We start from the raw sequence: 22,721 nt of genomic DNA, 5'->3' as shown, positions 1-22,721 counted from the left end.
ACCGTCCCCCGCTGTATACCTGCGTGGAGTGGGCGGCGGGGTAGCGGTGAGCGTCGGCCAGCACGGTAGCGGCCGCAGCGGCGCGTGGAAAGTGTTCATCCTGGGGGCACTCAGCCAGCAGTACCGGCGCTTCGGTGAGTTGAAGCCACTGATCTCTGCGTCAGCGAGAAGGTCCTGGTCCAGCACCTGCGGGAGTTGCAGGCGGACGGAATGTCCACCCCGGGGACCTACGACGTGACGCCGATCCGGGTGGAGTACTCACTGATCTCCCGCGGTGTCGCCCTCAACGGGCCCCTGAAGCCGCGGGGGGCCTGGGCCGGGAGCATCGCCCGGCGTGTGACCGCTCCTTCCCGGAAACACGCATCGGTGAGCGCGGCGGCCGCCGCGAAGTCGGGCGGCCGCTCGACCGCGGCGTCCGGGGAGGCGAGGACAGAGGAAGCGGGTCATGCCGACGCCGGCGCCGTTCAGCACTACGAGACGCAGGGTAGCCCGGTGCCTCGTCCGGTCCAGGAGGCCGCATCCACTCCGCGTACCGCCTCCCACTCCGCGGTGGGCATGGCCTCGAGGTCCACGGAGTCAGCGCGGATGCCCCGTGCCTCCCACGCTCCCGTGCCGTCGGCACGGTAGTCGATCATCGACTCGGTGACGTCGCGCGTGCTGCCACAGACCAGGATCTGGCCGGCGGCGGCACGCGACAGTAAGGAGGTGCACCCCTCGAGCAGCGCGCCGGTGATGGCGGCTGGGGCGCCGTCCGAGTCGGTCGTTCGATAGTGCACCGATGCCTCGCCGGCGGCGACCGCAGCGCGGAAGGACAGTACCGGGCCGACGGCGGAGGACTGCCCCAACGGCCCATGCGGAGCGTCGAGTCCGTCACGTATCGCCAGCGCGGCGAGCACCGCGCGCTCGGCGCCGTCCATGCGCTCCCCGCCCGAGTCGAACACCGCCATGGCGATCGACCCTATGCCCGCCGTGACAGTGCCGCCGAAGTGCTGAATGGTCTCCTCGATCCAGCACGAGGCGCGCTCGAGCGTCTCGTCGATGTCTTCTGCATGGATGGCGCCCCCGGCGTGGATGTCACCGGCCTCCGCCGCGAGCTGTGCGCGGACCAGGAGCACGTTGACCCTTCTACGCCGGACCGGTCTGGCCTGCCGCGCGGGAACGGTGGCCGGCTTCTCCTCACCCGCCCGGACGGGCCGTCCGCTCTCGTTCGGGACGGGCCGTCCGCTCTCGTTCGCGGTCTCCGGCCGGGGCGGAGCCACCACAGCGCCGGAGACCGTCGGGCCGCCCTCCGCGATCCGTCGCGCGGACTCGGCAGCACGGCCGGTGAGGGTCACGACCCGGCGGGGCCCACCGCGGACGGCCAGCCCCTGAGGCAGATTCAGCGACGGGTCCTGGGTCAGGATCGCCTGCTGGAGCATCTGCAGATCGCGGCTGGGTTCCAGGCCCAGATCGCCCACCAGCATGCGCCGTACCCGGCTGTACACGTTCAGAGCGTCGGCCTGCCTGCCGCTGCGGTACAGAGCGGTCATCAGCTGCCCGCACGAGCGCTCCCGCAGCGCCGTTTTCTCGACCATGGCCTCCAGTTCACCGAGCACCGCACTGTGCCGGCCGCATGCCAGTTCCGCCTCGAAGTAGTCCTCCATCACGTCCAGCCGGGCGTTCTGCACAGCGGACAGCTCGGGCCAGGCGATGCCTGCCTCGGCCAGGTCCGCGAGTACCGGCCCGCGCCAGAGCGCCAGGGCGTCCCGCAGAAGCAGCGCCGCCTCTTGCGGTGCTCCTTCCGCGAGTTTCGCCCGCCCCGTCTCGACCATGCGCTGGAAGCGGTACAGATCGACGTCGTCGGGGTCGACGGTCAGTCTGTAGCCGGGGGGCTGTGTCACCAGGGTGGCCCCCGTGCCGCCCTGCTTCGATGGCAGGGCTCGCCGCAGGCCCCATATGGCGTTCTGCAAGATCTTGCGCGCCGATATGGGGGCGTCGTCCATGGGCCACAGGGCGTTGAGGAGCTGGCTGGTCGCGACAACGCGGTTCATCCGCAGAAGCAGATATCCGAGTGTCGCCCGCTGCTTGGTCCCGCCGAGTGCCACGGGCCGGCCGTTGTCCAAAGATTCCAGTGGTCCGAGTATCCAGAATTGCACAGTTGCCTCCAACTACTTGTAACTCTTCGGAGGTCTGGTTCCCCCGCACGCCTCCCGGCCCGGGCGCACCTGCAGCATTCGCCGAGGATGGGCACCGATGGGCACGGCGAGGCGGACGAATATTGATGGGTTTGCTCGTCGCTAAGGCGACTCAGGTGTTCCAGAGGGAGAACGTGCCTTGACCGTAAGCGGTTCAACTTCGCTGAAGGAAGTACTTACTTTTTGGTGAGTGCTTACCGTCAGGTAAGAGCTCGCCCGCCCTGGCCCACGCCCAGCGACCTGCAAAAACGAGTCTCCCAGGCGCATCCGGAACATACGTCACTCACTTTGTTACCCGCAGGCGGCCAAAGGTTCGTAGCGGAAGCCTGGACGAAAGCCACGGAGGTGGCCGTGCCCGAATCTCCCTCTGCCGGTTCCGGGAATTCTTAGACGACACGCCGATGTGACTGAAATTAATTCACGGCAATGGCCGAATGCAACCTGCCGAGGACGCTCAATTCCACAGCACGCCGCATCGAACACAGAGCCGGAATCCATGATTCGGGCACCCACGGAACGTGATTCGGGCATCCATGGGACGTGATTCGGGCATCACATGGAAGCCCGCGCCTCACCTGCGACTTCAATCACACACGGTGCCGACCGAGTCTCGGCGACAGTTCGCCGGCCGCCGTTTGGAGAACGACGTCGTCGCCGTACATGCCTGGGGCCGGGGCCCACGCCCCGGCCCCAGCCGCCGCACCGGTCAACGCCCGCTTCGGGCAGCTGAAGTTGACCGATCGATGGGATGTCCACGCCTCCGCGCGCAGCCCGTCACTCTCCGGAGAGGACCGATGAGTGCCCGAGACCCTCTGCGCGGCCTCGCCCGGCCCCGGGGGCGGGCGGGAAGTGTCCTGTCTGGACGAAGAACTCGACGTACTTCACGAAGAGTTCCCTGGTCAGCGGTGGGCATTCGATCCCGCTGCCGGCGAGTGCCGCCTCGGTTCCGCTCGTGTCCATGGCGGGGTAGAAGGCGTCCGTGTCGGACGTCATCATCTCGAACGCGTGGAGCAACGGCGCCATCGCGTTGTCGCGGTCCGATTTCACCGCATCGTTCCATGTGTCACGGTCCAGCGGCGTCAGCGGATAGCCGAGCGAGCGCAGGTATTCCACGCACCGCTCCAGGCTCAGGGAGTCGCGGTTGAACAGGTGGAAGGTGCCGCCGGCGGCCTCGGGACTGCGGGACAGGCCGAGGATCGCGGCGCTCACGTAGTCCACCGGCAGCAGGTGGAAGCGCCCGCCGACTCCGGCGGGTACGGCCCCGGCCTGCAGCATGCCCTTGAGGCTGAGCCAGACGAAGTCCCGCGTCTGGCAGGCCCCGTTGCGCTGGTCACCGGAGATCACGTCGACCCGGTGGACGGACACCGGAAGACCCCGTTCCCGCGCCAGGCCGACGAGTTGCTCCGCGACCCACTTGCTCTGCAGGTAACCGCTCGGAAGTGCCTCGGCGGGGCCCGTGGGGTCGGTGGCCCGCAGCGGCACACCCGGGGTCACCGGCCCGCTGAACACGCCCACAGTCGAGACGTAGTGAACGGGAACGGTGCGGTGGCGCGCCGCGAGCCGGAGGATCTCCTCGGTGCCGGACACGTTGGCCGCCTTCAGGGCCGTGTACGGACGCAGCCAGTGGACGGTGGCCCCCGCGTGGTAGACGACGTCGGCCTTCCTGGCCAGCGCGTCGAAGTCCTCGGGGGTCAGGCCCAGACGCGGCCGGGAGAGGTCGCCGACAATGACCGAGAGCCGGCCCGGGTCCACCTGGTCCTGGATGCGGTACCACTCCAGGTTCGCCCGGAGTCGTGCGGTCGCCTCCGCCCTGTCGGCCCCACGGACCAGGCAGTGCACGGTCGCCCGGGTGGTGCGCATCAGGTCGCGCAGGAGGAACGCGCCGAGGAACCCGCTCGCGCCGGTGAGCAGGATCTCCTCGGGGTCGTCGGCCGTACGGAAGATCTCCGCCGCCGGCCGGATGTCATCCGCGAGGCGGACCTCCGCCCGGAAGTCGACGGCGTGCTCGGTCGGGGCGGAGGAAGGGGAGCCCGCCGCTGCCTCAACTCCCGTCAGTTCGGCATGCACGTACGCGGCGAGGGCGGCCGGGGTGGGGTGGTCGAAGACGGCGGTGGCGGGCAGCCGGACGCCGGTCGCGGCATCCAGCCGGTTGCGGAGCTCCACCGCCGTCAGGGAGTCGAAGCCCAGCTGGGGGAAGGGACGGTCGGCGCTGATGCCGCGCGGGTCGGCGTGGCCGAGTACCCCGGCGGCCTCGGCCAGGAGCAGCTCGACCACTGCCTCCCGCTGCTTCTCCTCGGGCAGTACGGCCAGCCGCTGGGCCAGTGGTTCGGTGTCCTGGCCGGAGTTCCTGGCCGCGCGACGCGACGGAGTGCGTACGAGGCCGCTCAGGAGCGGCGGAATCCTCGGCTGTTCCCGGAGCGCGGCGAGGTCCATGGGGGTGGCGGTCATCGCCGCCTGGTCCGTCCCCAGGGCAAGGTCCATCAGGGGTGGGCCCTGCTCCGGCTCGATGGGCAGGAAACCGCTGCGCGCGATGCGCTTGCGGTCGGTGGCGTCCAGGTGCGCGTTCATTCCGCCGTCCTGTGCCCACAGGCCCCAGGCGATCGAGGTCGCGGGCAGGCCGTGGGCGGCGCGGTGCTGGGCGAGCGCGTCCAGGAACGCGTTGGCCGCGGCGTAGTTGGACTGGCCCGGACCGCCGACGACGCCCGCGATGGAGGAGAACAGCACGAACGCCGACAGGTCCAGCCCACGGGTCAGTTCGTGCAGATGCCAGGCCGCATCGGCCTTGGGGCCCAGCACCGCGTCCAGGCGCTCAGGGGTCTGAGCCGAGATGACGCCATCGTCCAGGACGCCCGCGGCGTGCACGACGCCGGTCAGCGGGTGCTCGGCCGGGATGCCCGCCAGAAGGGCGGCGAGCGCGTCGCGGTCGGCCACGTCGCACGCGGCGATCGTGACGTCCGCGCCGTACTTCTCGAGTTCCTCCCGCAGCCCGGCGGCACCCGCCGCCTGTTCGCCCCTCCTGCTGGTGAGCAGCAGACGGCGCACGCCGTGCCGCGTGACGAGGTGACGGGCGAACAGCGCGCCCAGGGCCCCGGTGCCTCCGGTGATAAGCACTGTGCCCCGGGTGTCCAGCCCCGGCTCGGGTGCCGCGCCGGGGCCGCCTGAGTCGGCGGAGTCGGCGGGCAGGGTCCGCAGCCGGGGCACCAGCATCTTCCCGTCTCTCACCGCCACCTGGGGTTCTCCGGAGGCAAGGACCCGGGACAGCAGCGCACCGGAGACCCTCTCCCCGGCCACCGCGTCGCCGAGCACGATTCTGCCCGGCGCCTCGGACTGCGCCGAGCGCAGCAGGCCCCACACCGCGGCCGCCGCCAGATCCGTCACATCCTCCCCCGCCGGCGCCACCGCGCCACGGGTGACCAGCAGCAACGGGGTCCCGGCCAGCCGGTCGTCCGCCAGCCACTCCTGCACCAGGGCCAGGGCGCGGCGGCTGCCGGCGCGCAGCGAGCCCGGGAGGCCGCCGTGAGTCTCGCCCGGCCAGGGGACGACCACGGCGTCGGGGCCCTCGCCGGATCCCACGGCTTCGGCCACCGCGGCGACGTCGTCGAAACCGTCCGCATCGTCGAAACCGTCCGCATCGATGATGTCGCCGTCGAAGATGCCACGGGTCTCGCTGCCGAGGGCGCGCAGCATGGCCCAGCGCACCGGCTCCGCAGGCCCCGGCTCGGGGAGCGCCGTCCAGCCGACCTGGAATAGCGAACCGGAGTGCCGGGCACGGGCGTTGGCGAGCTGACGGGCGGTGACCGGGCGGGTCGCCACTGAGTCGATCACGAGCACGGGCTCTCCGGCGGCGTCCGCCAGGAGCACCTCGGGCGCACCATCGCCGCCAGGGGTCAGCCGGACTCGTACGGCCAGAGCCCCCGTCGCGTGCAGGCGGACTCCTGTCCAGACATGGGCGAGAGGGGCCTCGACGCCGTTCTCTGGGGCTTCTTCGCCGGGAGACATGGTGTGAAGCGCCGCGTCGAGCAGCGCGGGGTGCAGACCGTAGCCCGCCGCGTCGGCATGGACAGCCTCGGGCAGGCCGACCTCGGCGAACACCGTCTGGCCGCGCCGCCACGCCGCGGTCACTCCTCGGAACGCGGGACCGTACGTCAGGCCGGCCCCGGCGAGTCGGTGGTAGACCTCCTCGACGTCCACCGATTCGGCGTCGGCGGGCGGCCATTGGCCGAGGCCAGGGATCCCACGAGCGTCCTGGCCCTGGATGTTCAGGTGGCCGTGTGCGTGCGGCGTCCACGGCCCCTGGGTGGTGTCGGGACGTGCGTGGACGGTGAAGGAACGCCGCCCGGAGTGGTCAGGCGCCTCCACTCGCACCTGGATGTGGACCGCGCCGTGCTTGGGCAGGACGAGAGGAGTGGTGAGAACGAGCTCTTCCAGTACGGTGCAGCCGAGTTCGTCTCCGGCCCGGATCGCCAGCTCCACCAGCGCGGAGGCCGGGACCACCGGCAGGTCCAGGACTGTGTGGTCGGCCAGCCACGGATGCGTACTCAGCGCCAGCCGACCGGTGAAGAGCACCTGTTCGGTGCCGGCGGCGCTGACCGCGGCGCCGAGCAGCGGATGGTCCGCAGGGCTCAGCCCGAGGTCGCCGGCGTCGGCGCTGCCCGTCGCGCCTGCCGCGGCCTCCAGCCAGTGGCGTTGGTGTTGGAAGGCGTAGGTGGGCAGGTCGGTACGGTGTGCTCCGCTGCCCGCGAAGAAGCCGGCCCAGTCCACCGGCACTCCCCGCACATGCAACCGCCCCAGCGCCGTGACCGCACTCTCGACCTCATCCCGGCCACGCGAGAGCACCGGAACCGCCGCAACACCCCCCGGATCCCGCACCGCACCCGCGACCAGAGCCGACAACACCCCCTCCGGACCCAACTCCAGGACCGTATCCACCCCCTGGTCCTCCAACGTGCGCACCGCATCGAAGAACCGCACCGGCCGCCGCACCTGACCAACCCAGTACTCCGCCGACCCCAACTCCTCCCCCGAAGCCAACCGGCCACTGACCGTCGACACCACCGGAATCCGCGCCGCCCGGAACGAAACCCCCTCCGCCACCGCACGGAACTCCTCCAGCATCGGATCCATATGCGCCGAGTGAAAAGCATGCGAGACCGCCAGCCGCTTGGCCACCACACCCCCAGCCGCCAACCGCGACACCACCTCCCCCACCACACCCTCATCCCCCGAAAGCACCACCGCCGACGGACCATTGACCGCCGCCACCGACACCCCATCACCCAACCCCGCCAACAGCGGAACAACCTCCCCCTCCGGCGCCCCCACCGCCACCATCACCCCACCACCGGGCAACGCCGCCATCAAACCCGCCCGCGCAGCCACCAAACGCACCGCATCCGACAGCGACATCACCCCCGCCACATACGCCGCCACCAACTCCCCCAACGAATGCCCCGCCACAAAATCCGGCCGCACCCCCCAGGACTCCACCAACCGAAACAGCGCCACCTCCACCGCGAACAACCCCGGCTGCGCAAACCCCGTACCCTCCAACACCCCCGCATCCACCGAACCTGCAGCCGCAAACACCACCGACTTCAACGACCTGCCCAACAACGGCTCGAACTCCGCACACACCTCATCAAACGCACCCGCAAACACCGGGAACGACGCATACAACTCCCGCCCCATCCCCACACGCTGCGCACCCTGACCGGTAAACACCACACCCAACAAACCCCGGCCCCGCACCCCCCGCACCACACCCGGACCCACCCCACCCGAGGCCACCGAACGCAACCCCGCCACCAACTCCCCCCGATCACGCCCCACCACCACCGCACGCTCCTCCAACGCAGCACGCCCCGTCGCCAGCGAAAACCCCACATCCGCCACCGACGGCCCATCCACCCCCTCCACAGCCGAGACCAACCGCCCCGCCTGACCCGCCAAACCCTCCACCGACCGAGCCGACACCACCCACGGCACCACCGAAAGACCCGCCCCCACCACCTCCACAGACGACTCCCCCACCACCGGAGCCCCCTCCACAATCACGTGAGCATTCGTACCGCCGAAGCCGAAGGAGGACACGGCGGCACGGCGGGGCCGGTGGTCCGTCTCGGGCCATGCCCTGGGCTCACGCAGCAGTTCCACTGCGCCCGAGGACCAGTCGACCATCGGGGTCGGCTCGTTCACATGCAACGTCTGCGGCAACACCCCGTGCCGCATCGCCTCGATCATCTTGATCACGCCACCGACGCCCGCCGCGGCCTGGGCATGCCCGATGTTGGACTTCAGCGAGCCCAGCCACAATGGCCGGTCCACCGGCCGGTCCTGGCCATACGTCGCCAGCAACGCCTGCGCCTCGATCGGATCGCCCAACGACGTACCCGTCCCATGCGCCTCCACCACATCAACCTCAGCCGCCGACAACCCCGCATCCACCAACGCCTGCCGGATCACCCGCTCCTGCGACGGACCATTCGGCGCCGTCAACCCATTCGACGCACCATCCTGATTCACCGCAGAACCCCGCAACACCGCCAACACCCGATGCCCACGACGCCGCGCATCCGACAACCGCTCCACCAACAACAACCCCACACCCTCCGACCACGACGTCCCATCCGCCCCAGCCGCAAACGACTTACACCGACCATCCACCGCCAACCCACGCTGCCGGGAGAAGTCGATGAATCCGCCAGGCGTCGCCGTCACCGTGACTCCGCCCGCAAGCGCCATTGACGCCTCGCCCTGCCGCACCGACCGGGCAGCCAGATGAAGGGCGACCAGCGACGAGGAGCAAGCGGTGTCGACAGACAGCGCCGGACCCTCGAATCCGAAGGTGTAGGCAATCCGTCCCGAGGCGATGCTGCTGAACTTGCTGGTCATGAGATAGCCCTCGAACTCCTCGGGGCCGTGCAGGCCGTGATAGCTCTGCTCCACGAGACCGACGAAGACGCCTGTGTCGCTGCCCCTGAGGGAGACCGGATCGATACCGGCATGTTCGAAGGTTTCCCAGGCGGTCTCCAGCAGCAGCCGCTGCTGCGGATCCATCGACAGCGCCTCACGCGGGGAGATCCCGAAGAATTCCGCGTCGAACAGGGCCGCGCCGTCGAGGAAGCCACCGTGACGGGTGTAGGAGGTGCCGGGCCGGTCCGGATCGGGGTCGTACAGCTTCTCCAGATCCCAGCCGCGGTCGGTGGGGAACTCCGAAATTCCGTCACGCTCGTCCATGACCAGCCGCCACAGCTCGTCAGGCGAGGTCACCCCTCCGGGGAAACGGCAGGCCATACCGACGATCGCGACGGGCTCCCGGTCGGCCGCCTCCAGCTCTGCAAGCTGCCCGCGGGTCCTGTGCAGATCTGTGGTGACCCGCTTGAGGTATTCGACCAGCTTCTCTTCGTTGGACATGGGAAATCAGTCTCTCCATACGAGGGCGCAATAGGCGCAGGGTGAAAATCGCAGACGAAAGGCGGAACGCCGCACGCGAAAGGCGGAAGACCGACGGGCGAAAATCTCGGTCGGCAGGTAGGAGGGCGAAAAAGGTCAGGCCGGGCCGAGCTCGTTGTCGATGAAGCTGAAGATCTCATCCGCCGTCGCCGACTCCAGCGTGCTCGCCACGTCGTGCGCATCGGCGGTGTCCGCCGCGGCGTCCACGGTGGGGCTCAGCCTCGACACGATGGCCCGTAGGCGGACCGCGACTCTGCCGCGCGCCTCCTCGTCCGCAGGGGCGGGGGCAAGGAGCGCTTCGAGCCTGTCGATCTCCTCGAGTACGGGCCGGAGCTCGTCCGGGCCGGGAGAGGCCATCCGGTCGTCCAGGTACGTGGCGAGGGCGGCCGGGGTGGGGTGATCGAAGATCACGGTCGTGGGCAGCTGCACTCCGGTCGCGGCAGTGAGCCGGTTGCGCAGGTCGACGGCTGTCAGCGAGTTGAAGCCCAGTTCCTGGAAGGCACGATCGGCCTCGATGGTCCGCGGTTCGGCGTGGCCGAGAACGGCTGCCACGTCATCGCGGACAACGGTGAGCAGGGCCTGTTCACGCTCGGCGGGAGTGAGCCGGGCGAGGCGTCCCGCGAGCGACGAGTCGTCCGGTCCCGCCTCGGACCGGGCGGTACGGCGCCGGACCGCAGGGCTGCCCAGGCTCCGCAGCAGCGCCGGAACCCGGTCGTTTTGGCGTACGGCGGCTTCGCGTACGGCGGTCTGGTCCAGGGGAGTGGCCACCAGTGCCGCTCGCTGCTGGGCGAGTGCCGCGTCGAGCAGCGCCAGCCCCTCCTCGGCGGTGACCGGCAGAAAGCCGCCCTGGGCGAAGCGGTTGCGGTCGGTGGCGTCCAGGTCCGCGTTGATCCCGCCGTCCTGTGCCCACAGGCCCCAGGCGATCGAGGTCGCGGGCAGGCCGTGGGCGGCGCGGTGCTGGGCGAGCGCGTCCAGGAAGGCGTTGGCCGCGGCGTAGTTGGCCTGCCCCGGGCCGCCGAAGACGCCAACCACGGAAGAGAACAGCACGAACGCCGACAGGTCCAGCTCACGGGTCAGCTCGTGCAGATGCCAGGCCGCATCGGCCTTCGGACGCAGCACCGCGTCCAGCCGCTCGGAGGTCAGCGAAGTGATCAGGCCGTTGTCCAGGACGCCCGCCGCGTGCACGACGCCGGTCAGCGGGTGCTCGGCCGGGATGCCCGCCAGAAGGGCGGCGAGCGCGTCGCGGTCGGCCACGTCGCACGCGGCTGTGGTGACCCGCGCACCAAGTGCGGTGAGTTCGGCCTCCAGCTCGGCGACGCCGTCGGCCTCGGGGCCGCGCCGGCTCACGAGCAGCAGCTCGCGCACGCCGTGCCCGGTCACCAGGTGCCGCGCGACCAGGCCACCCAGACTGCCCGTGCCACCGGTGACGAGCACCGTGCCCTGCGGATCGAAGGACGCGCCGGGAGGGCCCTGTGCCACGGTACGCGGCGCACGGTCCAGCCGGGGGACGAAGATCTCTCCACCCCGGACCGCCGCCTGGGGCTCACCCCCGGCCGCGATCGAGGGCAGCACCGCGGCTGAGGCCGGGGTGCCGTCGGTGTCGATCAGCGTGATCCGGCCGGGGGCCTCCGACTGCGCCGAGCGCAGCAGGCCCCACACAGCGGCCGCTCCCAGATCGGCCACCTCCTCGCCCGCGGCCGCGGCCACGCCGCCGCGGGTCACGACGGCCAGCCGGGTTCGGGCGAGCGCATCGTCGGCGAGCCATTGCCTCACCAGCGTCAGAACCTGCCACGCCGCGCCGCGTACGGCGCCCGGCACGTCGCCGTACGCGGCCGAGGTCCACGGAACCAGTACGACGTCCGCCGGAGTTGGGGACTCGGCGACCTTGGCCACCGCGGTCAGGTCGTCGAGCCGTTCCACCGCGGGCAGGGCGCCCTCCTTGAAGCCGGACCGCTCGCTGTCCAGCACCACCGTACGTAGGGCTCCAGTGGGTTGCGGCGTGCCCAGGGGAGCCCATGCGACGTGGAAGAGCGAGTCGTGCGGGGCTCCTTGTGCGGGGGTGGACCAATTGTCGGGGAGAGCCCGGAACACGAGCCTGTCGACGGTGGCGACCGCCTTGCCTTCCGCGTCGGACAGGCGGATCGCGACGGTGTTGTCGCCCGTCTCGCGTACCCGGACGCGGACCGCGGTGGCACCCACCGCGTGGAGGCGTACTCCGTGCCAGTCGGCCGGGACCGCGGTGGTCCCCTCGCCGACGGTCGTGGAGCAGTGCAGGAGGGCCGCGTCCAGAAGCGCGGGGTGCAGGCCATACCGTGCAGCGTCTTCCCGGAGAGCCTCGGGCAGGACCACCTCGGCCGAGTCTCCGGATCCGTCCGTCTCCACCTCCAGCCCGGCGTGCCCGCTGCCGGCGCCGAGAAGCCCCCGTGCGTGGAGCGTCCAGGGCATGTCTTCGGTGGCCGGCCGGACGTGGATGGTGAACTCCCTTCTCGACGACGGATCGGGCGCGCCCACGCCTACCTGGATCTGTACGCCGCCGTGCTCGGGCAGAACCACGGGCCGGTCCAGGGAGAGTTCGTCCAGCGCGGTGCAGCCGAACGCGTCACCGGCTCGGATCGCCAGCTCCACCAGCGCGGAGGCCGGTAGAACGGCCTGGCCCAGCACGGTGTGGTCGGCCAGCCATGGGTGGTCCTGAGCCGATACATGGCTGGTGAAGAGCACCTGTTCGGTGCCGGCGGCGCTGACCGCGGCGCCGAGCAGCGGATGGTCCGAGGTGCCCGTACCGGTGCGCAGGGTTTCGGCGGCGGGCCTGGTTTCCAGCCAGTGGCGTTGGTGTTGGAAGGCGTAGGTGGGCAGGTCGGTACGGTGTGCTCCGCTGCCCGCGAAGAAGCCGGCCCAGTCCACCGGAACTCCCCGCACATGCAACCGCCCCAGCGCCGTGACCGCACCCTCGACCTCATCCCGGCCACGCGAGAGCACCGGAACCGCCGCAACACCCCCCGGATCCCGCACTCCACCGGCGACCAGGGCCGACAACACCCCCTCCGGACCCAACTCCAGGACCGTATCCACCCCCTGGTCCTCCAACGTGCGCACCGCATCGAAGAACCGCACCGGCCGCCGCACCTGACCAACCCAGTACTCCGCCGACCCCAACTCCTCCCCCGAAGCCAACCGGCCACTGACCGTCGACACCACCGGAATCCGCGCCGCCCGGAACGAAACCCCCTCCGCCACCCGACGGAACTCCTCCAGCATCGGATCCATATGCGCCGAGTGAAAAGCATGCGAGACCGCCAACCGCTTGGCCACCACACCCCCAGCCGCCAACCGCGACACCACCTCCCCCACCACACCCTCATCCCCCGAAAGCACCACCGCCGACGGACCATTGACCGCCGCCACCGACACCCCATCACCCAACCCCGCCAACAGCGGAACAACCTCCCCCTCCGGCGCCCCCACCGCCACCATCACCCCACCACCGGGCAACGCCGCCATCAAACCCGCCCGCGCAGCCACCAAACGCACCGCATCCGACAGCGACATCACCCCCGCCACATACGCCGCCACCAACTCCCCCAACGAATGCCCCGCCACAAAATCCGGCCGCACCCCCCAGGACTCCACCAACCGAAACAGCGCCACCTCCACCGCGAACAACCCCGGCTGCGCAAACCCCGTACCCTCCAACACCCCCGCATCCACCGAACCTGCAGCCGCAAACACCACCGACTTCAACGACCTGCCCAACAACGGCTCGAACTCCGCACACACCTCATCAAACGCACCCGCAAACACCGGGAACGACGCATACAACTCCCGCCCCATCCCCACACGCTGCGCACCCTGACCGGTAAACACCACACCCAACAAACCCCGGCCCCGCACCCCCCGCACCACACCCGGACCCACCCCACCCGAGGCCACCGAACGCAACCCCGCCACCAACTCCCCCCGATCACGCCCCACCACCACCGCACGCTCCTCCAACGCAGCACGCCCCGTCGCCAGCGAAAACCCCACATCCGCCACCGACGGCCCATCCACCCCCTCCACAGCCGAGACCAACCGCCCCGCCTGACCCGCCAAACCCTCCACCGACCGAGCCGACACCACCCACGGCACCACCGAAAGACCCGCCCCCACCACCTCCACAGACGACTCCCCCACCACCGGAGCCCCCTCCACAATCACGTGAGCATTCGTACCGCCGAAGCCGAAGGAGGACACGGCGGCACGGCGGGGCCGGTGGTCCGTCTCGGGCCATGCCCTGGGCTCACGCAGCAGTTCCACTGCGCCCGAGGACCAGTCGACCATCGGGGTCGGCTCGTTCACATGCAACGTCTGCGGCAACACCCCGTGCCGCATCGCCTCGATCATCTTGATCACGCCACCGACGCCCGCCGCGGCCTGGGCATGCCCGATGTTGGACTTCAGCGAACCGAGATACAACGGCCGGTCCACCGGCCGGTCCTGGCCATACGTCGCCAGCAACGCCTGCGCCTCGATCGGATCGCCCAACGACGTACCCGTCCCATGCGCCTCCACCACATCAACCTCAGCCGCCGACAACCCCGCATCCACCAACGCCTGCCGGATCACCCGCTCCTGCGACGGACCATTCGGCGCCGTCAACCCATTCGACGCACCATCCTGATTCACCGCAGAACCCCGCAACACCGCCAACACCCGATGCCCACGACGCCGCGCATCCGACAACCGCTCCACCAACAACAACCCCACACCCTCCGACCACGACGTCCCATCCGCCCCAGCCGCAAACGACTTACACCGACCATCCACCGCCAACCCACGCAACCGCGAGAATTCGATGAAGGCGACCGGGGTGGACATCACCGTCACCCCACCGGCCAGCGCCAGGTCGCACTCACCCCGGCGGAGCGCGTTGGCGGCCAGGTGCAGCGCCACCAGCGACGACGAACAGGCCGTGTCGACGGCGACGGCAGGCCCCTCCAGGCCGTACGTGTACGCCAACCGTCCCGAGGCGATGCTGCCCGCGCTGCCGCTGAACAGGTAGCCCTCGTGTCCATCGGCGGGAAGGTTCGGCCGTGAGCCGTAGTCGTTGTACATGACGCCCGTGAACACGCCGGTTCGGCTGCCCCTCAACGACGACGGGTCCAGGCCGGCACGCTCGAACGCCTCCCAGGCGGCCTCCAGCAGCAGCCGCTGCTGCGGATCCATCGACAGCGCCTCGCGCGGGGAGATACCGAAGAGCCCGGAGTCGAACAGGTCGGCGTCGTGCAGGAACCCGCCCTCGCGGGCGTACGACGTTCCGGTCCTGTCGGGGTCCGGGTCGTACAACGTCTCCAGATCCCAACCGCGGTTGGCAGGAAACTCCGAAACCGCGTCCACGCCGTCCGAGACCAGCTGCCACAGATCCTCCGGCGAGCGCACCCCGCCCGGAAAACGGCAGGCCATTCCGACGACGGCGACCGGCTCGTGCTGCTTCTCCTCCGCCTCGCGCAGGCGCTTGCGGGCATCGCGGGCATCGGCAATGGCCCGCTTGAGGTAATCACGGAGTTGTTCTTCGTCGGCCACGTGAACTCAGCTCTCCCGGTCGGGTGGACAGTTGGGGTGCGGTGCTCAATTTCTGCCGGCTGTTTCCGGCATCGAATTCCTACGATCCGCCCCCCGACGATCCTAAGGACGGCCGCCCAACCGAGCCCCAACCGCCAGTCACAGCGCGGTAACCGCTCCGCCGCGCCGATTCATGAACGGCCCGTTACTCGGCGGTGAGCCGCTGCAGGAAGAGGCCGGATATGTTCAGCGCACAACGGATCAGGAACACCACATGCATGGCCGATGTCGGCCCCTGAAGAAATCCGCACTGAAGAAAACGGGAGCAGTATCAACATGACGCAGCTCACCAGCGAAGTGGACGAGCACACCGCCCTTTATGTCAAGGCTTTCAACGCCGGTGACGCCGACGCGGTCAACGCGATGTACACCCCGGACGCCGTCGCCGTCTGGGAGCCGGGGGTGCCCCTCACCGGTCAGGCCCGGATCGATTCCGTCCGGGATTTCCTGGCCCGCGGGCCGAAGATGACGGCCAAGCCGCGGCAGTCCTTCGTGACCGGTGACACAGCGCTGCTGATCGTGGACTGGAGCATCGACACCACGAGCGAGAACGGCGAGCCGGAGCACCTGGAGGGCGTTGGCGTGGACGTTCTGCGGCTCGGTCCGGACGGTAATTGGCGCTACGCCATCGACGACCCGTACGGCGAGAAGCAGTAGCGGACTTGGGGAGCTTGGAAACCGTGCGCTCCTACCGGCCCGCCCGACCGGGGGCGTCGGCGGGAGCGCACGACCCGCCGGGGCCTTGCCCCCGGCAGCTTGAACCGGTGATCGGGTGACGGAAACAGCGAAGGAAGGACTTCATGAGCGCGTCTGAGAGTTCCTACACCGATGTCCTGGAGGCAGTCCGGGGCATCTCTCCCGTACTGCAGGGCAACGCCTCCCTGGCCGAGGAGCGGCGGTGGATAGCAGAGGAGAACATCGAACTACTGGAAAAGGCCGGTGTCTTCCGTATCGCCGTCCCGCAGCGGTTCGGAGGCCTCGACCTCCCGGTGGCGCAGCAGGCGAAGATCCTGACCGAGATCGCCCGTAGCTGTGGATCGACGAGCTGGACCTCCATGGTGTGGATTTCCACGGCCTGGATTGCGAGCCTTTACCCGGACAAGGCGCAGGAGGAAGTCTTCTCGGAAGGCTCTGTGCGGATCTCGGGTGGGTTCACGCCATCCGGAACCCTGGTGCCCACCGAGGGCGGCTACATCCTCAACGGCACCTGGCGCTTCAACACCGGTGTGCGAGGTGCACAGTGGAACGTCTGCGCGGCGATTCTGGAGCGGCCGGACGGAACACACGAGGAACTGTTCCCGATGGTGCCGATCGAGGACGTCGAGGTGGGCGACGACTGGGACGTCTTCGGCGCCGCCGGCACCGGCAGTGCGACCTCCACGGTCAAGGACGTCTTCGTGCCCGCCCACCGGGTTGTCGACGCCTCGGTGTACGACGCTTCGACGCGGGACCGGTGGAACGCCGACCTTCCCGGCCGCAACTACAACTTGACCAGCTACATCCTGGCGACGTGCGCCCCCGTCTACATCGGGCTGGCGGCGAGCGCGCTGGAGCTGTTCGTGAAGCGCCTGCCCGGCAAGGGCATCACCTACACGAGCTGGGCCGAGCAGCGTGAGCACCCCTACACGCAGGTGCAGTTGGCCGTCGCGGCCAACAAGATCGCGTCCTGCGAAGCGCTGGAGCAGACCTGGCTGGCGACCATTCAGGACCGGGAGGACAACGGCGAGAAGCTGACGCTTGAGGAGAAGGCAACGATCCGCGGCCAGGTCGGCTATGTCGTACAGACCACGAAAGAGGCGGTGGAGACGCTGTACAACATCAGTTCCGCCTCGACGATCATGCGCAACACCCCCTTTCAGCGGGTCTTCCGGGACATCGCGGCCCTGTCCCTGCATGGCCTGCTGACACCCGTCAGCTCCCTGGAGGCGCAGGGGCGTGTGATGGTCGGTCTGGAGCCGGGGACGGACTACATCTGACCGAACGACTCGCTTCGCCGGAGCCGGGGTCCCCCCGGCTCCTCTTCTTTTCCACGGCAAGCATGGCCGGAAAGCCACCTTCCGGGCCTCAGTGAGCACTCGAGGACCGCGCGGTGACCGGATCGAGGAAAGGTGCCGCTGCCGGACCGCTATGGTCTTTGCCGAAGCCAAGGAGCGGCAAGGCACTTTCGGGCCGAAGCTCTTTGCGGAGGAGCGGAATTCAGATCCATAGCGCGCCGAGTGTTCAGTGAAAACTTTGCAGAGCGCGTCATGTCCGCACATGCCGCGCAAGGGCCCTTCCCGTCGGCGTCGGCCGATGCAGGCGCACTCCTGACCTTCGGAATTCGCTTCCGTACCGGCTGGACGCCGTATGCCCGATGATGCTGCATATGGCTCCGGTCCCATCGAACAGCACGCTGGGCAGACAGCGGGCTGGTACGCACTCAGTAAGGGAACCAGGACGCACCCATGTCTCGTCATGCCAAGAATTCTTCGTCATCCGGCCGCACCTTCACCAGGCGTCGCCTCATCAAATCCGCGGGTGCCGCTGCCGCCGCAGCGTCGGTCGGCGCGGTCGCGCTCAGCAGGGCACAGGCCGCCCAAGAGGCGGTACCGGCGGACGCCATCATCATCGGAGCTGGTTACGCGGGTGCCACGGTGGCACGCGAGTTGGCCGAACGTGGACTGAAGCCGGTGGTACTCGAGGCACGTGACCGTGTCGGCGGGCGGGTCTGGACCAACACCTGGGCCGGAGAGGAGATTGAGATCGGCGGGAGCTGGCTCGGCCCGCAACAGGAACTCGCGCACGCCGAACTCAGCCGCTACAACATCGGAACGTTCCAGGACGTCGCTGCCGAGCGGGTGGTGATGCCCGGCAACAACGGCCTCGTGACAGTGAGCCCCGCGGACGCCGCGGCCACCGTGGACCCTCTGTGGGAGTCCTTCTACGAGGGGTCCGCGCAGTACTTCGAGCGCCCGCACGAGCCGCTGTACCGATCGGACCTGCTCGCCGACGTCGATCCGCTTTCGCTCCAGGACCGCTTGGACCAGTTGTCACTCTCGCCCACGGAGCTGGAGATCCTGAACGGCGAGACTTCCATCTACTCGGGCGGGCCAAGCACGATCGGCTCGCTGACAGGGATGGCGCAGTGGATCCAGCTTGCCGGAGGTACCTACCAGGATTACCTCACCACCATGAGCCTGCGGCCCGAGGGCGGGATGATCGCGATCCTGAACGCCATGCTGGACGAGGCACAGGCCAACGTCCGGCTCAACACGGCCGTAACCGGCATCACCGAGCAGAACGGGAAGGTCACCGTCACATGCAGCGGCGGTGGACAGTTCACCGCGCCGGTGGTGGTGGTTGCCGTACCCGTCAATACCTGGAAATCCATCACCTTCAATCCCGGTCTTCCCACAGCCCATGCCCGGGCCTCCTCGGAAGGCATCGGGGTACCGCACGCCACGAAGGTCTGGCTGCAGATCAAGGGCAATGTGCCCGCCACCCAGGGCATGGCCCGTGAGGGGACACCGCTGCCCATGCTCATACCCCAGCAGCAGACCGCGGAGGGGAGGCTCATGATCGGGTTCGCCGGCCCGTCCCTCAACGTCAACGACGCCTCAGCCGTGCAGGACGCCGTGCGCACATACCTGCCGAACGCGACCCTCGTCCGCTATCGCGCCATGGAGTGGGCCAAGCAGCAGTACACCAAGGGTGGGTGGGGCCTACGCAGGCCCAACCAATTGCTGAGTCTGTTCCCCGCCATCGAGGAACCCCACGGACGTATCGTCTTCGCCGGCGCCGACATCGCTCGAGGGTGGCACGGCGCCTTCATCGAAGGAGCCATCGAGTCCGGTCTGCGCGCGGCCGGTCAGGCGGCAGAACTCGCCTGACCGGGCCGCCTTGAGCATGCCCCGGACCCGAGCCGGACTGCTCGTCGCGCCGCACGGCCGGCCCGCCGGGTCGGCCCGGCGGGCCCTGCGACTCCCATGACGGGCGCGGTGCACGCCCACCGCACGGCAGGGCCCGGCAGCCCGCTGGCTGACCGCCGTCAGTCAGCGGGCTTCTTCAGGACCTCGATCAGGCTGGAGAAGCTGTTGTCGGCGAAGCCCGCACTCACACCCTTGTGGAAGATCTGAGAGACCAGGGCGGGCAGAGCGGTGTTGACGCCGGCGTCCTTGTGCGTGTGGAGGACGTGGTCGACGCTGGCCACGCCCATGGAGAGCCTGTCCACGTCACCGGGGTACTCGCCTGCGTCGACGTGCTGGGCGTAGAGCTCCAGGAAGTGCGGCATCATCGACGTCATCATGGACGCGTACGGCAGCAGCTCCTTGGCCGTCACGCCGTTCGCCTGACCGAGGGCCAACGTCTGGTAGTAGCTCAGCATCGTGGTCCAGAAGATGGTCATCTGGGCCTGGTAGTACATCGCGGCCAGCCCCGGGTCCTCACCGCGGAAGTCAGTTCCCGTCAGAACCCTCAGAGTGGCCTCGTGGGCGTCGAAGGCGTCCTTGGGGCCGCTGTAGTAGGTGGAGGACTCCGGCTTGCCGATCATGGGCGGGGGAACCTGCACACCGCCCGTGATGTGCGTGGCGCCGTGCTCCGCCGCCCACTTGGCCGCAGCGCGAGCCCGTTCGGGCGTGTCCGAGCTCAGGTTGGCGATGACCTTCCCCGCCAGCGCGTCCGCCACCGGCTCCAGGATGGCGTACACCGCGTCATAGTCGGTGAGGCTGAGGACCACCAGCTCATTGGCCGCGAGGCCGTCACGCACCGTGGGGGCAAGCTTGGCGCCCTTGGCGACCAGTGCTTCCGCCTTGCTCGCGGTCCTGTTCCACACGGTTACGTCGTGCCCGTTCTCCAGGAAGGCACCCACCATCGCCTGGCCCATGGGGCCCAGACCGATGACCGTCACCGCTTGCTTGCCCATCGCTTCTCCTTGGATTGTCCGGCTGCCCCGCACCACCAGGGGGTGGCCAGAGGGAGTGTCGGCTGACACGTCTAGAAAGAACGCTCTAATTAGAGAGTAGCAGAAGCCTGGAACGATCGCTCTATCCAGTACTCTGGGCCCATGCCTCACAAGTTGCAGCTCGCAGACGGCACCGAGACGGATCCCGGTGGAACCCGCGAGCGCATCGTCCGTTCCGCTTCACGGCTCCTGCAGCGCCAGGGGTACGAAGGCACGGGGATCAAGCTGATCGCCCAGCAGGCGGGGGCCACGCTCGGCTCCGTCTACCACTTCTTCCCGGGCGGAAAGCAGCAGCTGGCCGTTGCCGCCATCCAGCACGGGAATCGGGAGTTCGCCGACATGCTCAGCCTCAGCCTGGAGGGAGAGGACAGCGTCGCGCGGGCAATGGAGAACTGCGGCCGCCGTCTCGCCGCGGCCCTGCGGGACTCCGACTGGGCCGACGGCTGCCCGGTCTCCGTCACGGCCCTGGAAACAGCCGGCCGGATACCCGTCATCGAGGAGGCGTGCGTCCAGGCCCTCGGCCACTGGCAGGACTTGGTCGCGGCCCGGCTCCGCCGGGCGGGTTTCGGCGACACCGAGGCCGCGGAACTGGCCTCCACCGTCCTCAGCACGCTGGAGGGCGCGGAGACCCTGAGCCAGGTGCAGCGCAGCGAGCAGCCGCTGTTGACCGCGGGACGCCATCTGGCCGCCCTGATCGAGTGCCGAATGCCCAAGTCGCGGGCCGACCGCTGAGCGGAGCCGCAGAAACGACGAAACGACAAGGCTCCTCGGGGCCGTCGTGTCGTACGGTCTGGCCATGATCACATCCGAGGACGTCCGGAGGACCGCGCTGTCCCTCCCGGAGACGACCGAGAAGACCGCCTGGGACATGCCCACGTTCCGGGTGGCCGGGAAGATGTTCGCCACGCTGCCCGAGGACGAGACCTCGATGGCCGTCAGATGTCCCAAGCTGGAGCGGGACGAACTGGTACTCGCGGAGCCGGACAAGTTCTGGGTCGCCGCGCACGAGGCCGACTTCGCATGGGTCCGCGTGCGCCTGGCGGCGCTGGACGACATGGACGAACTGAGCGACATCCTCACTGACTCGTGGCGGCAGGCCGCACCCCCGAGGCTGGCCGGCACCGAGCCGGGAACACCCCGCTCGGCCTGATTCCGTGCCATGCCCGACCACCGGCGCCCTGGCGCCTCAACTGTGGTGGCTTCCCGGCTTCATGCAGCACCGCGATGGGTGTCCGACCGTTTTGCCGGTGACCAACTGCTCCGGCCCCGCGGAATGGGCCCGCGGTGACCCGGCGGTGGGCGATCAGTGTCATGGCTGCGATTAGCGTGCGGATGGGCAGCCGTAATCACGGAACAGCATGTACCGGCTGCCCCGGCGAATTCCGGATCAAGCCACCGCCAAAGACCAGAGAAAGTGGGGCTGTTACTCCATGCCCATGACCGTGGACATCGACTTCGACAACCCGGACCTGACAGACGACACCGACATGCAGAATGAGATATTTCTGCAGGTCTTCAACTCCGGCGACGGGGAGCTGTTCGACCGACTGTACCGCGAGGACGCGATCTCGAACTTCTCGGGCGCTCCCCTCACCGGCGAGAAGCGGCGAGAGTTCTTCAAGGAGTTCCTGGCGACGAAGCCTGTCCTGCAGGCCAGCGTCACTCACTCGTACGTCGCCGGTGATGTGGCGCTGATCGGCGTGGAGTACTCCATCGACGGCACCGGGCCCGACGGCGGGCCCATGCACCTCGAAGGCCGGTGCACCGACGTCCTGCGGCGCGGTGAGGACGGGCGGTGGCTCATGGCCGTCGACCGCCCGGTCGCGGGTTCCCTCGTGGCCGAGTAGACCATGTCCGGCCGATCGTGAAAGCCCGGTGGCCGCCCGCCGCGCACCCCTTTGCGCAGGCGGACGGCCCGGGTGCCGCACGGCGCCGGGCACAACTCGGCGCCGAGCGGGGAGCGTTACTCGGCGACGGACCGACAGTACTCTTACCACCCGAGGTTGGAGCCGGCCTGCCTTCCGTCCTCTGTCACCCTCGGTGACCGGCCGGATCAGGCCGTGTTGCGCGCGGGCCTCGATGCCCCCCACGCCGCATGCCGTACTTTTTGCTGTACTCGCCGGTACTCGCCTGAGAGTGCGAGTACCGGCCCACTCGACAGCGAGGAGAGGGCTTTGGCACAGCGCACATACATCTGCGGTCTGGACGCCGCGATGGACGTGGTCGGAGGCAAGTGGAAGGCCCTGATCCTCTGGGAGCTGCGCGACCGGGCACACCGCTTCGGGCAGTTACGGCAGGCGCTGCCGGGGGTGAGCGAGAAGGTGCTCATCCAGCAGTTGCGGGAGCTGGAAACGGACGGGATCGTCCACCGCGAGGTCTACCAACAGGTTCCGCCCAAGGTGGAGTACTCGCTTACCGAACTCGGCCGGGCGCTCGGCGAGAACCTGCAGCCGCTCGCCATGTGGGGCGAGGCATACGTGGCACACATCGAGGCCACCCACTTGCCGGCGTAGCGGCGAAGCCGACGACCGCGGGCGTGCGCAGCGAAGCCGCGGCCC

Annotated in this window: 11 protein-coding genes and 1 pseudogene; 8 read left to right on the top strand and 4 right to left on the bottom strand. The window is 69.2% G+C overall.

Features of this window, described 5'->3' with window-relative positions:
* Window positions 1-210: 210 nt before the first annotated feature.
* Window positions 211-264 (top strand): annotated as a pseudogene (locus tag ACTWQC_RS18850) (hypothetical protein); the annotation flags it as partial.
* A 206-nt stretch (window positions 265-470) separates the two neighbouring features.
* Here ACTWQC_RS18850 and ACTWQC_RS18845 read toward each other — a convergent pair.
* From ACTWQC_RS18845 to ACTWQC_RS18835, 3 genes are all read right to left on the bottom strand, one after another.
* Window positions 471-2,030 carry a BTAD domain-containing putative transcriptional regulator gene (locus ACTWQC_RS18845; RefSeq protein WP_443316887.1) on the bottom strand — a complete coding sequence of 520 codons (1,560 nt, stop codon included), beginning with the start codon at window positions 2,028-2,030 and terminating at the stop codon, window positions 471-473.
* 918 nt (window positions 2,031-2,948) lie between these two features.
* Window positions 2,949-9,587 (bottom strand): type I polyketide synthase, encoded by a 6,639-nt coding sequence (locus ACTWQC_RS18840; RefSeq protein WP_443316886.1) that lies wholly within the window; start codon window positions 9,585-9,587, stop codon window positions 2,949-2,951.
* A gap of 135 nt (window positions 9,588-9,722) precedes the next feature.
* Window positions 9,723-15,185, bottom strand: coding sequence for an SDR family NAD(P)-dependent oxidoreductase (locus ACTWQC_RS18835; protein ID WP_443316885.1), 5,463 nt, complete (start codon window positions 15,183-15,185; stop codon window positions 9,723-9,725).
* Between the two features lie 315 nt (window positions 15,186-15,500).
* Here ACTWQC_RS18835 and ACTWQC_RS18830 point away from each other — a divergent pair, with 315 nt between their 5' ends.
* From ACTWQC_RS18830 to ACTWQC_RS18820, 3 genes are all read left to right on the top strand, one after another.
* Window positions 15,501-15,881: a YybH family protein gene (locus ACTWQC_RS18830; protein WP_443316884.1), complete on the top strand. Its 381-nt coding sequence runs from the start codon at window positions 15,501-15,503 to the stop codon at window positions 15,879-15,881.
* Between the two features lie 143 nt (window positions 15,882-16,024).
* Window positions 16,025-17,200 (top strand): acyl-CoA dehydrogenase family protein, encoded by a 1,176-nt coding sequence (locus ACTWQC_RS18825; RefSeq protein ID WP_443316883.1) that lies wholly within the window; start codon window positions 16,025-16,027, stop codon window positions 17,198-17,200.
* Window positions 17,201-17,668: 468 nt separating this feature from the next.
* Window positions 17,669-19,093: a flavin monoamine oxidase family protein gene (locus tag ACTWQC_RS18820; protein WP_443316882.1), complete on the top strand. Its 1,425-nt coding sequence runs from the start codon at window positions 17,669-17,671 to the stop codon at window positions 19,091-19,093.
* Between the two features lie 158 nt (window positions 19,094-19,251).
* Here the strand turns inward: ACTWQC_RS18820 and ACTWQC_RS18815 are convergent, their stop codons facing one another.
* A complete protein-coding gene (locus tag ACTWQC_RS18815) occupies window positions 19,252-20,124 on the bottom strand; it encodes an NAD(P)-dependent oxidoreductase (protein ID WP_443316881.1) in 873 nt (290 codons plus the stop codon).
* A gap of 141 nt (window positions 20,125-20,265) precedes the next feature.
* On the opposite strand from ACTWQC_RS18815, the gene ACTWQC_RS18810 reads away from it, so the two are divergent.
* The 4 genes from ACTWQC_RS18810 (at window position 20,266) to ACTWQC_RS18795 (ending at window position 22,676) form a co-directional block, all read left to right on the top strand.
* Window positions 20,266-20,895: a TetR/AcrR family transcriptional regulator gene (locus tag ACTWQC_RS18810; protein WP_443316880.1), complete on the top strand. Its 630-nt coding sequence runs from the start codon at window positions 20,266-20,268 to the stop codon at window positions 20,893-20,895.
* 64 nt (window positions 20,896-20,959) lie between these two features.
* A complete protein-coding gene (locus tag ACTWQC_RS18805; protein ID WP_443316879.1) occupies window positions 20,960-21,313 on the top strand; it encodes an MmcQ/YjbR family DNA-binding protein in 354 nt (117 codons plus the stop codon).
* A 286-nt stretch (window positions 21,314-21,599) separates the two neighbouring features.
* A complete protein-coding gene (locus tag ACTWQC_RS18800) occupies window positions 21,600-22,010 on the top strand; it encodes a YybH family protein (RefSeq protein ID WP_443316878.1) in 411 nt (136 codons plus the stop codon).
* A 366-nt stretch (window positions 22,011-22,376) separates the two neighbouring features.
* On the top strand, window positions 22,377-22,676 hold the full coding sequence (locus ACTWQC_RS18795) for a winged helix-turn-helix transcriptional regulator (RefSeq protein ID WP_443316975.1): 300 nt from the start codon (window positions 22,377-22,379) through the stop codon (window positions 22,674-22,676).
* Window positions 22,677-22,721 lie beyond the last annotated feature (45 nt).

The organism is Streptomyces sp. 8N616 (assembly GCF_052246385.1).
Classification (GTDB): domain Bacteria; phylum Actinomycetota; class Actinomycetes; order Streptomycetales; family Streptomycetaceae; genus Streptomyces.
This window is presented reverse-complemented; position numbering and strand designations above follow the sequence as displayed.